This is a genomic window from Photobacterium sp. GSS17 (assembly GCF_028621875.1).
GTDB lineage: Bacteria > Pseudomonadota > Gammaproteobacteria > Enterobacterales > Vibrionaceae > Photobacterium > Photobacterium ganghwense.
Genome location: NZ_CP117517.1, coordinates 1467794 through 1483837 on the forward strand (window position 1 = coordinate 1467794; position 16044 = coordinate 1483837).

The following is a 16044-nucleotide window of genomic DNA, read 5'->3' on the forward strand; positions in this document are numbered from 1 at the left end:
CGTCATGGCTGCTGAGGTTTCATTGCTTATTCAATCAAAAGGCTTTGTGCTGACACGTCAGAGTCGCGATGTTCGCGGTACGACAGAAATCACCTTATGGGTAAGTACCGATGACGGTCCGGCAAAGCTGGTAGTGCAGGGGGATAAGCCGGTGTGCTTCATTCGCCAGCAGGATCAGGCTCAGGCAGAACAGCTGTTACGTCAGGCTGGGATTGCCGCTGACTGGAAATCGTTGCCGATGAAAAATTTTCGGCATGAACCGATGACCGCGTGTTATTGCATCTCTGTCAAAGACAGCTTACAGGTCAGTCAGTATCTGACTCCGGAAGGCATTGAAGCGTATGAGGCAGATATCCGCCTCGCGGACCGCTTTTTGATGGAGCGTTTTATTCGCGGCGGCATCGCGTTCAGCGGCGTTAAACAGCAGCGGAATGGTTATCAGGATTTCACCCAGGTAAAAGCAAAGAGCGCTGACTACAAGCCGGTTTTATCTGTGGTGTCACTGGATATCGAATGTTCAGAAAAAGGCGTGCTGTACTCCGTCGGGTTGCATAGTAACACTGACAGCCGGGTCATCATGGTCGGTAATCCGGAAGAGGTGAAAGAGGCGGCGCCGTGGATTGAATGGGTTGAGTCAGAAAAGGCTTTGTTACTGGCGCTGGAAACTTGGTTTGAACAGTTTGACCCGGATATTGTTATCGGTTGGAACGTGATTGATTTCGACTTCCGCCTGCTGTTGCGTCGTGCTGAATGGAATGGGTTGAGCTTGCGGATCGGACGAGGCAGACAAACGCCGCACTGGCGGCAGTCTACCCAAAATCCGCAACAAGGGTTTCTGACGCTTCCCGGTCGGGTTGTGCTCGACGGTATTGATACCCTCAAAACGGCCACTTACAACTTTCGTTCCTGGTCGCTGGAGTCGGTCTCCCGTGAACTGCTGGGCGAGGGCAAGGCGATCCATAACGCCCATGACCGTATGGCGGAAATTAACCACATGTATCGTCATGACAAGCTGTCGCTGGCGCGATACAACTTGCAGGACTGTAAGTTGGTTTCACGTATTTTCGAGCATACCCACCTGCTGGATTTTGCCATTGAACGCAGTCGATTGACCGGGGTAGAACTGGACCGGGTCGGTGGCTCGGTAGCCGCGTTTACCAATTTGTATTTGCCGCAGTTGCACCGTGCCGGGTATGTCGCCCCCAATCTGGAAAGCGAGAACTGGATTGCCAGCCCCGGTGGCTACGTTATGGACTCCAAACCGGGGTTGTACCAGTCGGTACTGGTGCTCGATTTTAAGTCGCTGTACCCGTCCATTATCCGTTCTTTTCGGATTGACCCTCTCGGGCTGGTGGAGGGACTCTTGCTGGAAGAAGGCAAGGAAGATGATCAGGCCATTGCCGGATTCCGGGGCGGCCGTTTTCACCGTAAGCGCCACTTCCTGCCGCAAATGATTGAAGAGTTATGGGCTGCCCGTGATCAGGCCAAGCGGGAAGGTGAGAAGGCGTTTTCTCAGGCCCTGAAAATCATTATGAACTCCTTTTATGGCGTGCTGGGCTCGTCCGGTTGCCGATTCTTTGATCATCGCCTGGCATCTTCCATCACCATGCGTGGGCATGAAATCATGAAGACAACCCGTGAGCTGATTGAGGCTAAGGGCTATGAAGTGATTTACGGGGACACGGATTCGACCTTCGTCTCACTGAAAACAGCACACAGTGCCAAGCAGGCAGACACCATCGGGAAAGAGTTGGTTGCCTATATCAACCAATGGTGGCGGGATCATTTGCGTGAAACCTATAACCTGGAATCCGCACTGGAGCTGGAATACGAGACTCATTATCACCAGTTTCTGATGCCGACCATTCGGGGGCAGGAGACTGGCAGTAAGAAACGTTATGCCGGGCTGGTGGTGAAAGGGGATCAGGAAGAGATCGTATTTAAAGGGCTGGAAACCGTCAGGACAGACTGGACGGCACTGGCTCAGAATTTCCAGCAGGCCCTGTACCATAAGGTGTTTCACGCCCAGGATGTGGAAGACTACGTCAGACAATATGTGGAGGATACCCGTAGCGGCAAGCACGATGCGTTGCTGGTTTATCGCAAAAGGTTACGACGTAACTTATCTGAATATCAGAAAAATGTGCCACCTCATGTCAGGGCCGCCCGTATGGCGGATGAAGTGAACCAGAAAGCAGGGCGGTCATTACAGTACCAGAATGGTGGCTGGATTGAGTATGTGATTACGCTGAACGGTCCCGAACCGATAGAAGCCCAGCAGAGCCCGATTGACTACGAGCACTATGTCGATAAGCAACTTAAGCCGGTCGCTGACGGTATTTTGCCATTTATCGGTAAGTATTTTGAAGAGATCACAGCGCCGCAATTAGGGCTGTTTTGAAAAACGCGCCAGATGGCGCGTTTTTAGTAACCAGTGACGAGTCAGTGACTAGTGGCTGAAAAACTCTACATGTTGCACGGCCGATTTAGACGCCAGAATCGGGTCAAATTTGATGGCACCACGGTTAGGGGTACAAATTTTGTAAACCTCGCCGCAGTCATAAATTGCGAGAACTGTTTCGTCGTTTCGGAAAATTGCCGGTAACGGCTTACCGATTTCGCATTGGCAGACTTTTCCTTCATGTCGCCATTCGAGTTTGTAGACGCGTTGTTGTTGTGCTGGCGCCTGAATGTGTTTGGCAATCGAGGTGAATACCGCTTCGGCTTGCTGTGGGTCAGATGCAGATGGTACAAAAAAATCCATGGCTCCCTCCTTAAAATCAGCGTTCTCACTAAGATCAATGAACCATTCATCGGTCTTTTGTGGGATGAGTAGTGATTGGCTCCTTCCAGATAACCTCGTAAACAGTAGCAGAATTATTGTTAGTCTTGCAAGTTGGGTCTTTTCCCCGCTTTTCTCTGGCAATTGATCCTAATCCAAGCGGAAGCATGTAAAGTGGACGGTATGTTAGTTAATGAAGTGTTAACCGGTTGGAGAAAAAGCCAATAGCGATTATTATCAGAAAGACTGATGAAATCATGGCCGCCGAAGGAGGGGGAGATGGAACAATTAGACTTCTTTACCGTTCCCAGCCCGTGTGTCGGTGTTTGCCAGGCCAATAATCGGGGTTATTGCAAAGGGTGTTTCCGTTCTCGTGATGAGCGGTTTCACTGGCAAAATCTGACGAATGAGCAGAAACGCAATGTGATTCGGTTATGTCGGCAACGTTATCAACGTGTATTGAAAGCCAGACAACAGCAAGATGCAGGTCAGCCCGTTCAGGATCATGACTCCCCTCAACAAGATCTGTTTTGAAAATAGCCACACGGCTAATCGGCAGGGGCGAGTGAGGAAGCCAGCACTGAACGCTTTCTTCATCAATTTTTCATCGATGAGTTTGCGTTTCGATCAGGTATAAAAAAAGCGCCCAATGGGCGCTTTTTTTCGCAATAGACAACCGCAATTAGATGCGTTTGAAGTCCATGTGCTCAACTTTTGGCTTGTACGGGTGACGTTGGATGTCCTGAGGCTTAACCTGAACTTCTTTACCGTCGATAACCAGAGTAATTGCTTCGTAGAACTCAGGCTTATCCATTTGGTTGATCACTGAGTCGTGCTCCAGAACGATTGCTACTGGCGCTTCTTCACCACCGTAAACGATAGCTGGGAATTTTTTAGCGTGACGCAGGCGGCGGCTCGCACCTTTACCTAGGTCAGTACGTACTTCTGCTTCAAATTTCATCTTAAAGTCTCTTTAAGTTGTCTAATAAGGACATCGCATAATGCGACCTTACGCGATGTCATAAATTGAGCGCGGATATTAGCAGTGTTCGGTACAGGCGGCAAGGGGAAATGTCATTTGTTTTCACTAACTACTGAGATGTTAAGCGGATTGCTGCTTTATTGTGTTGCTATTATCCGGCAGAGCTCAGCAAGACAAGAATGATAACCGTACTACCCCTAGACTAGCCATCGTTTTTATGAAAAGTCGGTATAGCTAAAAGTGAGACCTTGTGTGCAATAAATTCTGAAAATTGATCTTGATCACAATGCAAATGATAGTAATTATCGTTTTTATTTGTGATAATTTATCAAATGTTGTTTTTGATAATGATTTCAATAAGCAGGAAACTATGACAAACAAGCTCACTTTGATCGCCAGCTCAGTCATTCTGGCAATCTCTCCTTCACTGCAGGCAAAAGAAAATGTGTCTGTGTTTGATGAAGTCGTTGTATCGGGTACTCGTTCTGAACAAAGCATTAAGAATGTACCGAGCAGCGTGTCAAAAGTTACAGCGGAGGAGATGGAGCAGAATCTGGCCACAGACATTACCCAAGCGGTGAAGTATGAGCCGGGGGTGCAGGTGAATGGCAGAGGTCGCTTTGGCATGCAGGATTTCACCATCCGCGGCATGAGCGGCAACCGTGTCAAAGTGTTGCTGGATGGCGTAGAGCAGCCTTCCTCTTATAACCCGGGTGCTGACGCAATGCGTAAAAACTCGAACGGGTTTGATGTTGATACCCTGACAGCAATTGAAATCAATAAAGGGCCGTCTTCAACCCTTTACGGAAGCGATGCGCTGGGTGGTACCGTGTATATGCGTACGAAGAAACCGGAGGATATGCTGCAAGCGGGTGACGATACGCATGTGGGCGTTAAAACTGGCTATGCCAGTGCTAACGATGAGTATAAAGCCACAGTGGAGCTGGCAAACCGTACCGGCGATCTGGAATCAATGGTTATTTATACTTACCGCAATGGTCATGAGACAGAAGTACACGGCGATGGTGCTGATGTGATTGGCGAGCAGCGTGGGGCGGCGAACCCGTTTGGCTACGATTCTCACAATGTGCTGGGTAAACTGTTTTATCAGCTCAACGAAAATCACCGTGTCGGCCTGACAGGGGAATTTAATACCAAGAGCCAGGATGGTCGGAATCTGTCACAGGAAGGCTATGATGGCGGCATGGGTATGATGCCGGGCTTCGTTTACACCAACGTGCATTTTGATGATAAAGATGACCGCTATCGCGTAGGTCTGGAGCACGAGTGGCTGGCAAACAACGTTGTCTTTGATACGTTGAAATGGCAGTTGAGTTGGTCGGAAAGCGAAACCGAACACCATAACTTCGACCACACTGGTCGTTACGGCAACCGCGATCGTTTGCGAAAAGGCAAAGATGACAGCCTGCAGTTTGATCTTCAGATGCAGAAAGAACTGCAGCTAAGCCGTAGCCGTCACGAACTGACTTACGGCATCGCAGCTTCTGACGCCAGTTTTGACCTTGATTATACTGACTACTTCCTGGATCGCGGCACATCATCGCCGGGTTCATCTGAAGTCCCTAAGTCTGATTCCGAGAAGCGCGCAGTTTTTGTTCAGGACCAGATTTTCCTGATGGATGACCAGATGGTGGTTACTGCGGGGCTGCGTTATGACGATTTTAAAGCCAAGCCGCAAGGTGATTCTGGCCTGAAGGAACACAATAGTGACAAACTGACGTCCCGCCTTGGGGCGGTTTATCACTGGACAGATAATTTCAGCACCTATGCGCAATATAGCGAAGGTTTCCGCTCTCCGACAATTTACGAACTGTACTACGCCAAAGACAATGCGGCACACGGCTACAAACTGGAAGCCAACCCTGACCTGAAACCAGAAGAGAGCCAGTCTTACGAAATTGGTCTGCGCGGGAACAACCGCTATGGTGCAGTCGAAATGTCGTTCTTCTATAACGACTATAAGAACTTCATTAAGAGTCAAACCAATGATGTGGGAGGCATTGATATCACGAAAAATGAAAACATCGATAAAGCCCGTATTTATGGCTCAGAACTGAAGGGCAGCCTGTGGCTGGATGAAGCCTTTGGTGCGCCGATGGGAACCTATGCCCGTCTGGCGATGACTTACATGGATGGGGAAAATAAAGAAACCGGCGATACCCTGGACACCGTGGCGCCGTTTATTGCAGTCGTTGGTCTAGGTTACGATGCGCCAAGCGAAATGTGGGGTGGGGCACTGACGGTTACCGCGGCGGATCGTAAAGACGAATGGGAACGTCCTGATGCAGGTCAAAAGCAGAATGTGGATGCTCCGGGCTATGCGGTGGTTGACCTGACCACTTACTATCGTCCCACCAATGATCTGACGCTACGTGCGGGCCTCTTTAATGCCTTTGATAAGAAATACTGGCAGTACCAGAATCTTGCGGGTGACTCTACGGCAACCGAACAGGGCAAACTGGACCGTCAGGCGGAAGCTGGCCGTAACTGGGGGGTTACTGTGGACTACGCGTTTTAACTGGCGCAAAAGGTAAATCGTCGAAAGCGATAAGACGAAAGTTATCAGTCCAAAGCCATAAACAGAAGGCCGCATTAATATGCGGCCTTTTCGTTTTAGTTTTGTATTTTTTAGTTTCAGCATCAGGCTTTCTGGTACTGATCCAGATCGAACAGCTTGTCTCTGATCGCCCAGAAGCGACCATTTTTGCGGGCAATCACCACTTCGGGCGGCCTCAGGCGGTGCTCATTATTGGCCACTTTGGTGGGAGCCGTATCGGTAAACGGACGGTGGCGGTCGACCAGATGCGGGTTAATAAATTTGCGCAGGAATTCGTCTTTTTGCCCTTTGGTCGATAAGGTCCAGACTTCGCTGATTTCCGCCCCTTCATCACTGACATAAATCACTTTCAGTTGTGGTTTGCCAAACTTGTTCTTGCCGGGTTCAAGGCGCAAATCGGTGCATTTCATGATCATCGCGTCTTTGAGTTTCAGGGCATCCCGCAGTTTTTTATCCGGATCGACCATTACGGCATCACAGACATGGCAGCGTCGGGCGGCGATGTCGTTGTCGGCACCGCATTCTTCGCAGTATTTAGCCCGGAAACGGTAACCACATTCTTCCCGCTCGCCGGTGTCATCATCTTCAAAATACCCCTGGCAGCGACGACCATAATGCTCAATGAGGAAACCTGCCGCGTCTAATTTACCCCAGAAGCTGTTATTGAAGCCGCAGGCGGGGCAGGGCACCATAATCACTTCGCTGTCACTGTCCGGTTTGGGATCACCGACTTCCGGCTGATAAAGGTCATAACAGTTACCGGCGTATTCCAGCACCAGGCAGTCCTTTTTACCTTCGAACAAGCGAAGGCCGCGTCCGACAATTTGCTGGTACAGGCTGATGGACTCTGTCGGACGCAGAATCGCAATCAAATCCACGTGCGGCGCGTCGAATCCGGTGGTGAGCACCGAGACATTCACCAGATATTTCAGTTTCTGTTGCTTGAAGTCATCGATGATGCGATCCCGCTCATCTTGCGGAGTGTCGCCTACCACCAGAGCGGCCTTTTCATTGGCCAGATAGCCCATGATTTCCTTGGCGTGGTTGACGGTAGAAGCAAAAATCATCACCCCCCGCCTATCTTTCGCATAGTCGATGACCTGATCAATGATCATCGGAGTGGCACGGCCCGACTGTTCGATAACACTGTCCAGATCTGCTTCCCGGAACCGGCCGTTATTGGCCGGTTTCAGGCTCGAGAAGTCGTAGCCGATAACGGCCATGTCCATGACTTTGGGTTCGGTGAGAAAGCCTTCATCCAACAGGTAGCGGATTGGCAGCTCAAAAATGCAATCTCGGAAGAATCTGTCCTGCTCGGTTCGAACCTGACCCCGGGTATGGTATTTGTAAATCCAGCCCATCCCAAGTCGGTATGGGGTGGCGGTTAATCCGAGAATTTTGATGCCGGGGTTAATATCCTGCACATGCTTGATTACCCGGCGATACGCACTGTTTTCGTCATCCGGAACCCGGTGGCACTCGTCAATAACCAGCAGCGAAAACTCGTTCGCAAACTGATCCAGACTGTTAACCATCGATTGTACAGACGCAAATACCACCTTCTGATCCGTTTCTTTGCGGCCCAGGCCCGCAGAGAAAATGGAGGCTTTCAGGCCATAGCTTTCATATTTGGCATGGTTTTGCTCAACCAGCTCTTTGACGTGGGTCAGAACCAATACCCGGCCGCGCGCAATACGAGCCAGCTCGGCAACAACCAGGCTTTTACCTGCACCGGTTGGCAGAGCCAGCACGGCTGGGGTGCTGTTCTTTCGGAAATAATGGATGGTCGCGTTAACGCTGTCTTGTTGGTATGGGCGAAGAGTGTACATAGTTGAAAACAAGGGTCAGTCCGGCAGAGCGGGACAATCAATGAGAGTAAATCTGGTGAAGCGACAGTGTACAGATTGTGACACCAATTAGCGAGCCGGAGAAGAGATTACGGAGCAGCAGGGATTAGAGAGCTGAGATTCGTAAGCCGATATTAGCGTGAAAAAATGGTACAGAGGAGGAGCTGGGGAAATCACCACAATGAAGCAGGCCCTGTGTACATACAGGGCCTGAAACGTTTTAAGAAGCAAGATTTAGCGGCATTTCAGCTGGCTTAAGAACCTTGGTCATCATGCAGAACTGACGACGCGGTACAAAACCGTGTTTTTCATAGAACTTACGGGCACCGCTGTTACCAATGTTAACCTCTAGCGACAGGGCATTGACCCCGGCAGAAGCAACATGCTGTTCAACCTGTGGGATTAGCTCGGTACCAATCCCTTGTTGGCGCCATTCCGGTTTAAGGTAGAACTGGTCAATCAGGCCTATACGGCCGCCATGTTCCAGGCTAAAGCTGAAGCTGATAATAATATGTCCGGCGATGAATTTTTCACCGTCAACGTCCACTTCAATAAACCAAGCCTGGCCAAGCTCAGGGTTGTTCAGCAACTGTTGAATAGCGTGCTGGGTTTGCTCTTTTTTCTGAGGCAGCACTTCATATTCAAACAATTCGCCAACAAGCTTAAGCAGCATATCCATTGAGGACAGACTTGGCGCAACAAGTGAAATCTTCATAGTTTGACCTTTGCAGTTGAGCTCCATCATGTTTGATGAATCGGTATTACATCCTGTTATACGTAACCATCTTCCGACACGTCCACTGATTCAGACCACAAAAACCCAAAAATGTTCTAGTTTATGAGCTTAGTTGGAAAATGCATTTGTAACGGGTTTCAGGTTAGCACTGAAAATCTACTTTGCCCAAAAGGGATACCTGTAAGCAATGAACAGTGCTCATTTAATGATGTGATTCCATTTTAGCCCATTTTCCATGACCAGGATGTTATGCGCTGGCGGATGTTGGTAGAATACGCGTTTTTGTACCATCTGGAGCCCCTCATGAGGCTTGATAAATTTCTGTGCACCACACTGGGCATTACCCGAAAAGAAGCGGGTAAGCTGCTAAAAGATAAACAGGTTGAAGTCAATGGCGAAGTCGTGAAGAACGGCGCGCTGAAAGTGACGGATGATTGCGATGTCGAATTCAACGGGCGTTCACTCCGTTTTGAAGGGCCGCGTTATTTTATGCTGAACAAGCCATCCGGTTTTGTCTGTTCACATGTCGATGACTACAACCCGACCGTTTTTGTGTTGCTGGATGAAGTCAGCCCGGAGAAACTGCATGTTGCAGGCCGTCTTGACGGTGATACCACCGGTCTGGTGCTGTTGACTGATGATGGTCAGTGGTCTCACCGTATTACATCCCCACGCCATGTGTGTGAGAAAGTGTACTACGTTGAACTGGCTGATCCGATTGCCGAAGAGGTAATTGAACAGTTTGCACAAGGCGTTCAGCTGCGTGGCGAAAAAGAACTGACCCGCCCGGCGAAATTGGAAATTCTGGGTGAGCGTGAAGCGGTGATTACCATCTCTGAAGGTAAATACCACCAGGTGAAGCGTATGTTTGCTGCGGTAGGAAACAAGGTTGAAGCCTTGCACCGTGAAAAAATCGGCGCTGTCGAGCTGGATGACGATCTGGAACCGGGTGAGTACCGTCCGCTGACCGACGAAGAGATCGCTGCTTTTCTTTGATGTCCTCTGATTTCTTTTAATCTGCGTTCACGAGCGTGGGTTAAACATGATGAATATATGGCTCTTAGCATTAAATCTGCGTAAGTAGAGGCTGAGAGCCTGTTTTTTTACTTGGCCCGGTCAGGGTGCCACATCATTCAGTTTTTATTTTTACTCTCTCACTTCTTCACTTCTTCACTTCTTCACTTCTTCAACTTCTTCGCATTTTCACCGAACAATCAGACAAGAAAAGTCGTGTCCTGGCGACATGCTTATGGGACGCCTGATTTCCTGTTAACAATGTCACTAATTTCTTACATTTGGTTGTAAACAGTATCCAATCTTTTTACTATCTCGTCCCTATCTTCGTTACGAATACTTATGCAACAGGGAACGATGCAACCGAGAACGCCTTATATCAGAACGATGTTTCTGGCCAGCCTGCTGAGCTGGTTTGTGCTCGTTGCTATGCCGGTTGTCAACGCCCATAACCAACCTGTTGGTGTGTGGGCTTCTCTCTGTACCTTAAGTGGCTTCAAGTTGGTGAAACTGGCTGACGGGCAAACCCAGCAGTTCCAGCATGACACCCACGGGCAATGTCCCATTGGTTTATTCAGTTTGGCTCATGCTGATGACCGATGGCTTGACCCTGGTGTTAAGCATCAGGAACTGGCCCCGTACCGGTATCACTTTACTCCCCAAGGCTGGGAGTATGCCTTTTTTATCACCCGAGCCCCGCCGGTCGTCATCACATCATCTTTCAGCTAAGCCTGAACTTCTCTCAATAAAATAAAAAATCAGACACATTCATCATCGACTTCGTTGCTGATGCGACTTCTTATCGCGCAGTAGGCGGAGCCGTTTTTTGTTGTGTGTTTAAAAAAGCAGCTTTGTAAAGGAAATACCATGAACACTTCTCAGTGTCAGGTCTCTGCATCTGACATTCAATCGCCCCTGTCTCAACGCCGGGCATTTTATCGGACGGCATGGCGCTGGCATTTTTACGCCGGATTGTATGTCGCGCCGTTTCTTATCATGCTGGCGATTACCGGTTTGATGATGATGTATGCCGGCACCCTTGAAAATTACCGCTATCAGAACCTGTTACATGTAGAACCTGCCGGGCCGATAATATCGGTTAGCCAGCAGCTGGAGGTGGTTCGCCAGCAGTTTCCTGAGGCAACCATAAAGCAATACCTCCCGCCGAAAACCCCTGAGGATGTCAGCCGTTTTGCCGTTGTTACCCAACAGGGCGAAGGGCTGTTTGTCACGGTAAACCCTTATCAGGCGCAGGTGCTCGGCAGTATCCCGCGTGATAACACCATGTATCAGTTGGCGAATGATATTCACGGCACACTCCTCATTGGTGAAACCGGAGATCGTCTGATTGAACTGGCCGCCAGCTTCGGGGTGATCTTGCTGGTCAGCGGGTTGTACCTGTGGTGGCCACGCGACAATGCCAGCCGCGCAGGGATGTTCCGGCTACGTTTGGGGCAGGGCAAGCGAACCTTCTGGCGAGACGCTCACGCCAATGTCGGGGTAGTAACGGGAGTGTTCCTGCTGTTGTTTTTACTCTCCGGCCTTTCCTGGTCGGGTGTATGGGGCAGTAAAATGGTTCAGGCATGGAACAGTTTTCCTGCCGGGGTCTTTGGTGATGCGCCGTTGTCGGATGTTACCCATGCGGCAATGAATCATGGTGAAGCGGAAGAGGTGCCGTGGAACCTTGAGCAAACGCCAATGCCCATGTCCGTTATCACTGAGGAAGAGATGACCGGGACGGCAGCCGACACGGCGAATGCGGCCAGCCATCATGCAGGTCATCATATGATGACATCAGTACCGGCTCGTCCGCTGCAACAGGGCATCGTCGGCAACGTCAACATTGATAGCGTGACGGCTTTTGCCCGTCAGGAAGGGTTCACGAACTACCGTCTGAATCTGCCGCAGAGCGCAACCGGTGTTTACACCATCATGGCCAGTACCATGGGGAAAGACATTACCGACGCCACGCAGGATCGCACCATGCATATTGATCAATACAGCGGCAAGGTGCTGGCTGATGTGAAATATGCTGACTACACCGCGATGGCGAAAACAATGGCATGGGGAATTGCCCTGCATGAGGGCGATATGGGGTATGCAAATAAAGCGGTGAACACGGTATTGTGTCTGTCCTTTGTTCTGATCAGCCTGAGCGGCATTGTGATGTGGTGGTTACGTCGCCCGAAAGGCAAGCTGAGTCTGTCACCTCCGCCAGCACCTAATGATCCGGCACTCTGGAAAGGCGCAATGGTAGTGATCGCCGTACTTGGTGTTTGTTTTCCGCTTGCAGGCCTGGCGATTGTGACGGTTCTGGTGCTGGACTGGCTGGTTATCTCACGTGTTGCACCATTATCGAGATTCCTCGGCTGATTAACCGCTCGTCACGGAAAAACTGTTCTAATGTAATAAGCAAGCCCCGAACCGGGGCTTGCTTATTTTTATACCTGTGATCAAGATCAATTCATCAGAAACTTATCATTTCCTATTAGGAAAGAGTGAAATGATGAAATTCATCGTACAATAGCTCTCTTTTTCCTCATCTTCTGCATTGAGATTTTATGACCACATCCGACAGCCCTAGGCTGAGTTTTCAAATGATTCTGATCCTGGGGGCGATAGCAGCGCTGACGCCGCTGGCGATTGATATGTATCTGCCGGCGATGCCGAGCATTGCCAGAGATCTCGGGGTTGTACCCGGTGCTGTGCAGGTAACTCTGACGGCCTATACTGCTGGCTTTGCGATTGGTCAGTTATTACACGGACCTTTGGCAGACAGCTACGGGCGACGTCCGGTACTGATGATCGGGGTGTTGCTGTTCGCTGCGGCGGCAGTGGTCAGTGCGCTCAGTCAGGATATTACTCAGCTGACATGGGTACGTGCTGCTCAGGGTTTTGCCGGAGCGGCTGCTGCGGTCATTATTCAGGCGCTGGTGCGGGATATGTTTGAGCGGGAAGAGTTTGCCCGCACCATGTCGTTTATCACCCTGGTCATGACGATTGCGCCGCTTGCTGCCCCGATGATCGGTGGCTATCTGTCGATATGGCTGGGCTGGCGTTCTATTTTCTGGGTGTTGGCACTGTTTGCCGTCATCATCATTCTGGCGGTGCTGGGAAAAGTACCCGAAACCCTGCCGGTAGAAAAACGCCTGCCGTTTCATCTCGGCGCCAGTTTGCGGAACTATGCCCGGATGCTGGTGACACCAGAAGCCGTCGGTCTGATCTTCAGCAGCGGTTTCTCGTTTGCCGGGATGTTTACTTTCCTGACGGTCGGCTCATTCGTTTATATCGATTTGTATCAGGTCAGCACTGAAAACTTTGGTTTGCTGTTTGGCCTTAACATTGTCTGCCTGATTCTGATGACCAGCCTGAATGGCCGTCTGGTACGCAAAAAAGGGTCGCACTGGATGCTGCGTTTTGGTCTGGGGGTTCAATTGATCGCCGGAGCAGGGCTGGTTATCGGTCAGGTGTTTGATCTGGGGCTGTGGGGCGTTGTTGTGCCGGTGATGCTGTATGTTGGTACTATTTCGATCATCGGGAGTAACACCATGGCGTGCTTGCTGGCGAAGTATCCGCACATGGCGGGAACAGCGTCTTCACTGGCGGGCACAATGCGATTTGGTACCGGTTCGGTTATTGGTAGTCTGGTTGCAGCCATGCCGGATGCGACAGCGTGGCCAATGGCATTGACCATGGCGTTATGTGCAGTATTATCTGCGGGCTTTTATTGGTTATTTTCCCGAAACGCATAAGGAAACACATGGCTGTATATATTGAGGAGCTCAGCAAGCTGGTCTCCGACGGGTTAAACGAACTGGCGGAAGCCATCCGCAGCGGTAAAACGCCGAATAACCCGGTGAGTGAAACGCATTTTCTCAGTGCTTGGGTGACCAAGGCGATCAAACAGCAGCGCTATGATCACAGTGTTGCCACAACACTGGTGAGCTGGCAGAAACAGGCGCGCAGTCAGGGTACAAAGGCCCAGATGAAGCAGCAGTTTCAGCAGATTCAGGCCACTTATGCCGGTGTGCCGCGCCAAAAGGGTGACGAGGCAGAACAGGCGGTTGAAGAGAAGGCCGCTGACATTACGCGTTCACAACTGACAGGGCTGTATGCGTCTCTGACCGAAAAAGACTGGCTGGTCACGACGGAATATGAGGTCAACCGCAAGGTGACGCATCACACCGACGGTCAGGCATCGCTGGTAGTGTGTGCGACTCAGTCGAAACTGGGATTTGACGGTGACACAGCCGACAGCTTGATGGTAAAACCCCTGTCGCTGTTTGTTCGTGGCGATGTGCGTGAGCTGGTTGAAGTGGCGTATCAGCACGGCCTGTTGCTGTTTAAAGTGACCGATTATAAATCCATCGTGAAATATCACGGTGAGTACATTTTGTATCCGCGCAATGCCGGGCCGTCCATTCCTGAGATTCCGGTTCAGCACCAGTAACCCGATGAAAACGAGCCTCTGAGAGGCTCGTTTTTTGTTTTCTCACAGGCTTTTTTGTCTTGCATCTTTGCTTGGAATATCGCTTTTTTCAAGGAATCAGTGAGTGGGCATCGCCGCTATGGAATTTCTTTGTATGCCTTCGAGCTTAACCAGAAGGTGAGAAGTTCAGATGGTTTCCGTTTTGCCTTCCTGCGCTGTGGCCTTACAGCGTTTAACCACAGCGTGCGTCATGCCGCGGAAAATGAACAGGTGGGCCGGCATCATGGCAAACCAGTACAGTAACCCGGAAAACCCTGCCGGGTGCCACCAGGCGCGAATATCCAACGTACGGTGATCGCCATGATCATCAATGGTAAATTCGAGCCGTCCCAGCCCTGGTGCTTTCATGCCAAACAGCAGGGAAAGGAAGCGGCCTGGCTCTATGTTGATGACTTTCCAGGAATCGACCTTGTCTCCCAGTTTCAAGTTTTCCGGATCCCGCCGATAGCGTTTCAGCGCATCACCACCGATACACCAGTCCATCCATTCCCGAATCCGCCACAACATGTTGGCAAAAAAATACCCTTCTTTGCCTCCGACAAGTTGCACCTGATGCCATAGCTGCTCGGCTGTCGCATCGGTTTTTAAGGTATAGCCCGCCTGCTTGGCGTAATAGCCGTAACCGGGTTGCCAGCGGGCGAGGGCATCGGGATCGAACCCCCAAATTTCGCTGCGTACGACTTCGGTTTCATGACTGAGTGATTCATCAACGGCTTCGTCGTAACTGAGCAGACGTTGCGGGATCAGCGACTGTATGGCTGAACCGTCTGCTTTAAGATCCAGACTGATCCCGCCAATTAAGGCTCTGGCGATGTTGGTCGGAACTGACGTGACAAAACGCAGCCAGAGCGCGGCAAACTTCGGCGACAAAAAGGGCAGGGGCAGAATCCGCACTGTTTTACCGGCACGCTGACCGATTTTTCTCAACTGTGTGGCATAAGTCAGAGGCTCCGGACCGGCAATGTCCATGATCTGATGGCGGCAGGGGTTAAACTTCAATAATGCCATCAGATAATAGAGCAGGTTGCGCAGCGCAATCGGCGAGTTATGGGTGTGCACCCAGTTTGGCGTGATCAGGACCGGGAAATGATAGACAAAGTCCCGCATCACTTCGAATGCGGCAGATCCCGGGCCAACGATAATGCCGGCTCGCAGTTCGGTAACGGGAATACCGCTTTCTCTGAGAATTTCGCCAGTCGCTTTGCGTGCGGCAAGGTGGGATGAGTGACCTTCTTTGGGTTGCAAAGCGCCCAGATAGATCACCCGTTTTACGGTACTTTGTTTTAGCGCCTGACTGAAATTTCGGGCAACATGCGCTTCGAAATCAATAAAGTCATGGCCGTGATTCATGCCATGTACCAGAAAGAAAACGATGTCAGTATTAGAAAGGAGTGTGTCGAGGTTGTCGGGGGTATCCAGATCCAGTTGGTGGATCTCAATGTTGTCGATTTCCTGCCAGCCTCGTTGTTCTAACAGTTTAATATTTCTTGCAGTGGCTTTAACGCGGTAACCGGCATTTGCCAGTTCAGGAACAAGGTGGCTGCCAACGTATCCAGAAGCGCCAACAACCAAAATTGTTTGTCCCATAAGCCACTTACTCCTTGTGTCTGACTCTA

The 16044-nt window shown here is 50.4% G+C and carries 13 protein-coding genes; 8 read left to right on the forward strand and 5 right to left on the reverse strand.

Going from position 1 to position 16044, the window contains the following annotated elements; translation table 11 throughout:
- The first annotated feature begins 4 nt into the window (after nt 1-4).
- Nucleotides 5-2401: a DNA polymerase II gene (locus PGW97_RS06500; protein WP_273859345.1), complete on the forward strand. Its 2397-nt coding sequence runs from the start codon at nt 5-7 to the stop codon at nt 2399-2401.
- Nucleotides 2402-2449: 48 nt separating this feature from the next.
- Here PGW97_RS06500 and PGW97_RS06505 read toward each other — a convergent pair whose 3' ends face one another.
- Nucleotides 2450-2764 (reverse strand): hypothetical protein, encoded by a 315-nt coding sequence (locus PGW97_RS06505; RefSeq protein ID WP_047885632.1) that lies wholly within the window; start codon nt 2762-2764, stop codon nt 2450-2452.
- A gap of 297 nt (nt 2765-3061) precedes the next feature.
- On the opposite strand from PGW97_RS06505, the gene PGW97_RS06510 reads away from it, so the two are divergent.
- The gene (locus PGW97_RS06510) at nt 3062-3316 is read left to right on the forward strand and encodes a DUF1289 domain-containing protein (protein WP_273859347.1); all 255 of its coding nucleotides are present in this window, start codon (nt 3062-3064) and stop codon (nt 3314-3316) included.
- 148 nt (nt 3317-3464) lie between these two features.
- On the opposite strand, the gene rplY is transcribed toward PGW97_RS06510, so the two are convergent.
- Nucleotides 3465-3743, reverse strand: coding sequence for a 50S ribosomal protein L25 (gene rplY / locus PGW97_RS06515; RefSeq protein WP_047885630.1), 279 nt, complete (start codon nt 3741-3743; stop codon nt 3465-3467).
- A 391-nt stretch (nt 3744-4134) separates the two neighbouring features.
- Between rplY and PGW97_RS06520 the strand changes: the two genes are divergently transcribed.
- Nucleotides 4135-6303: a TonB-dependent hemoglobin/transferrin/lactoferrin family receptor gene (locus tag PGW97_RS06520; protein WP_273859349.1), complete on the forward strand. Its 2169-nt coding sequence runs from the start codon at nt 4135-4137 to the stop codon at nt 6301-6303.
- A 122-nt stretch (nt 6304-6425) separates the two neighbouring features.
- On the opposite strand, the gene PGW97_RS06525 is transcribed toward PGW97_RS06520, so the two are convergent.
- Nucleotides 6426-8171, reverse strand: a complete 1746-nt coding sequence (locus tag PGW97_RS06525) for a DEAD/DEAH box helicase (protein ID WP_273859351.1) — start codon at nt 8169-8171, stop codon at nt 6426-6428.
- Nucleotides 8172-8409: 238 nt separating this feature from the next.
- Nucleotides 8410-8904 carry a GNAT family N-acetyltransferase gene (locus PGW97_RS06530; RefSeq protein ID WP_207103218.1) on the reverse strand — a complete coding sequence of 165 codons (495 nt, stop codon included), beginning with the start codon at nt 8902-8904 and terminating at the stop codon, nt 8410-8412.
- Between the two features lie 324 nt (nt 8905-9228).
- On the opposite strand from PGW97_RS06530, the gene rsuA reads away from it, so the two are divergent.
- From rsuA to PGW97_RS06555, 5 genes are all read left to right on the forward strand, one after another.
- Nucleotides 9229-9921 (forward strand): 16S rRNA pseudouridine(516) synthase RsuA, encoded by a 693-nt coding sequence (gene rsuA, locus PGW97_RS06535; RefSeq protein WP_047885628.1) that lies wholly within the window; start codon nt 9229-9231, stop codon nt 9919-9921.
- A gap of 375 nt (nt 9922-10296) precedes the next feature.
- Nucleotides 10297-10668 carry a hypothetical protein gene (locus PGW97_RS06540; protein WP_146149653.1) on the forward strand — a complete coding sequence of 124 codons (372 nt, stop codon included), beginning with the start codon at nt 10297-10299 and terminating at the stop codon, nt 10666-10668.
- Nucleotides 10669-10806: 138 nt separating this feature from the next.
- Nucleotides 10807-12312, forward strand: a complete 1506-nt coding sequence (locus PGW97_RS06545; RefSeq protein ID WP_273859355.1) for a PepSY-associated TM helix domain-containing protein — start codon at nt 10807-10809, stop codon at nt 12310-12312.
- Between the two features lie 188 nt (nt 12313-12500).
- A complete protein-coding gene (locus PGW97_RS06550) occupies nt 12501-13691 on the forward strand; it encodes a Bcr/CflA family multidrug efflux MFS transporter (RefSeq protein WP_207103216.1) in 1191 nt (396 codons plus the stop codon).
- A gap of 8 nt (nt 13692-13699) precedes the next feature.
- On the forward strand, nt 13700-14389 hold the full coding sequence (locus PGW97_RS06555) for a DUF2913 family protein (protein ID WP_273859357.1): 690 nt from the start codon (nt 13700-13702) through the stop codon (nt 14387-14389).
- Nucleotides 14390-14554: 165 nt separating this feature from the next.
- Here PGW97_RS06555 and PGW97_RS06560 read toward each other — a convergent pair whose 3' ends face one another.
- Entirely contained in the window at nt 14555-16015 is a 1461-nt protein-coding gene (locus PGW97_RS06560) for a DUF2867 domain-containing protein (RefSeq protein WP_273859359.1), read from the reverse strand.
- Nucleotides 16016-16044: the final 29 nt, after the last annotated feature.

Excerpts from the sequence above, each read along its gene's own strand:
- PGW97_RS06500 (WP_273859345.1), top strand. The coding sequence starts at position 5 with ATGGCTGCTGAGGTTTCATTGCTTATTCAATCAAAAGGCTTTGTGCTG.
- PGW97_RS06505 (WP_047885632.1), bottom strand. The coding sequence starts at position 2,764 with ATGGATTTTTTTGTACCATCTGCATCTGACCCACAGCAAGCCGAAGCG.
- PGW97_RS06510 (WP_273859347.1), top strand. The coding sequence starts at position 3,062 with ATGGAACAATTAGACTTCTTTACCGTTCCCAGCCCGTGTGTCGGTGTT.
- rplY (WP_047885630.1), bottom strand. The coding sequence starts at position 3,743 with ATGAAATTTGAAGCAGAAGTACGTACTGACCTAGGTAAAGGTGCGAGC.
- PGW97_RS06520 (WP_273859349.1), top strand. The coding sequence starts at position 4,135 with ATGACAAACAAGCTCACTTTGATCGCCAGCTCAGTCATTCTGGCAATC.
- PGW97_RS06525 (WP_273859351.1), bottom strand. The coding sequence starts at position 8,171 with ATGTACACTCTTCGCCCATACCAACAAGACAGCGTTAACGCGACCATC.
- PGW97_RS06530 (WP_207103218.1), bottom strand. The coding sequence starts at position 8,904 with ATGAAGATTTCACTTGTTGCGCCAAGTCTGTCCTCAATGGATATGCTG.
- rsuA (WP_047885628.1), top strand. The coding sequence starts at position 9,229 with ATGAGGCTTGATAAATTTCTGTGCACCACACTGGGCATTACCCGAAAA.
- PGW97_RS06540 (WP_146149653.1), top strand. The coding sequence starts at position 10,297 with ATGCAACCGAGAACGCCTTATATCAGAACGATGTTTCTGGCCAGCCTG.
- PGW97_RS06545 (WP_273859355.1), top strand. The coding sequence starts at position 10,807 with ATGAACACTTCTCAGTGTCAGGTCTCTGCATCTGACATTCAATCGCCC.
- PGW97_RS06550 (WP_207103216.1), top strand. The coding sequence starts at position 12,501 with ATGACCACATCCGACAGCCCTAGGCTGAGTTTTCAAATGATTCTGATC.
- PGW97_RS06555 (WP_273859357.1), top strand. The coding sequence starts at position 13,700 with ATGGCTGTATATATTGAGGAGCTCAGCAAGCTGGTCTCCGACGGGTTA.
- PGW97_RS06560 (WP_273859359.1), bottom strand. The coding sequence starts at position 16,015 with ATGGGACAAACAATTTTGGTTGTTGGCGCTTCTGGATACGTTGGCAGC.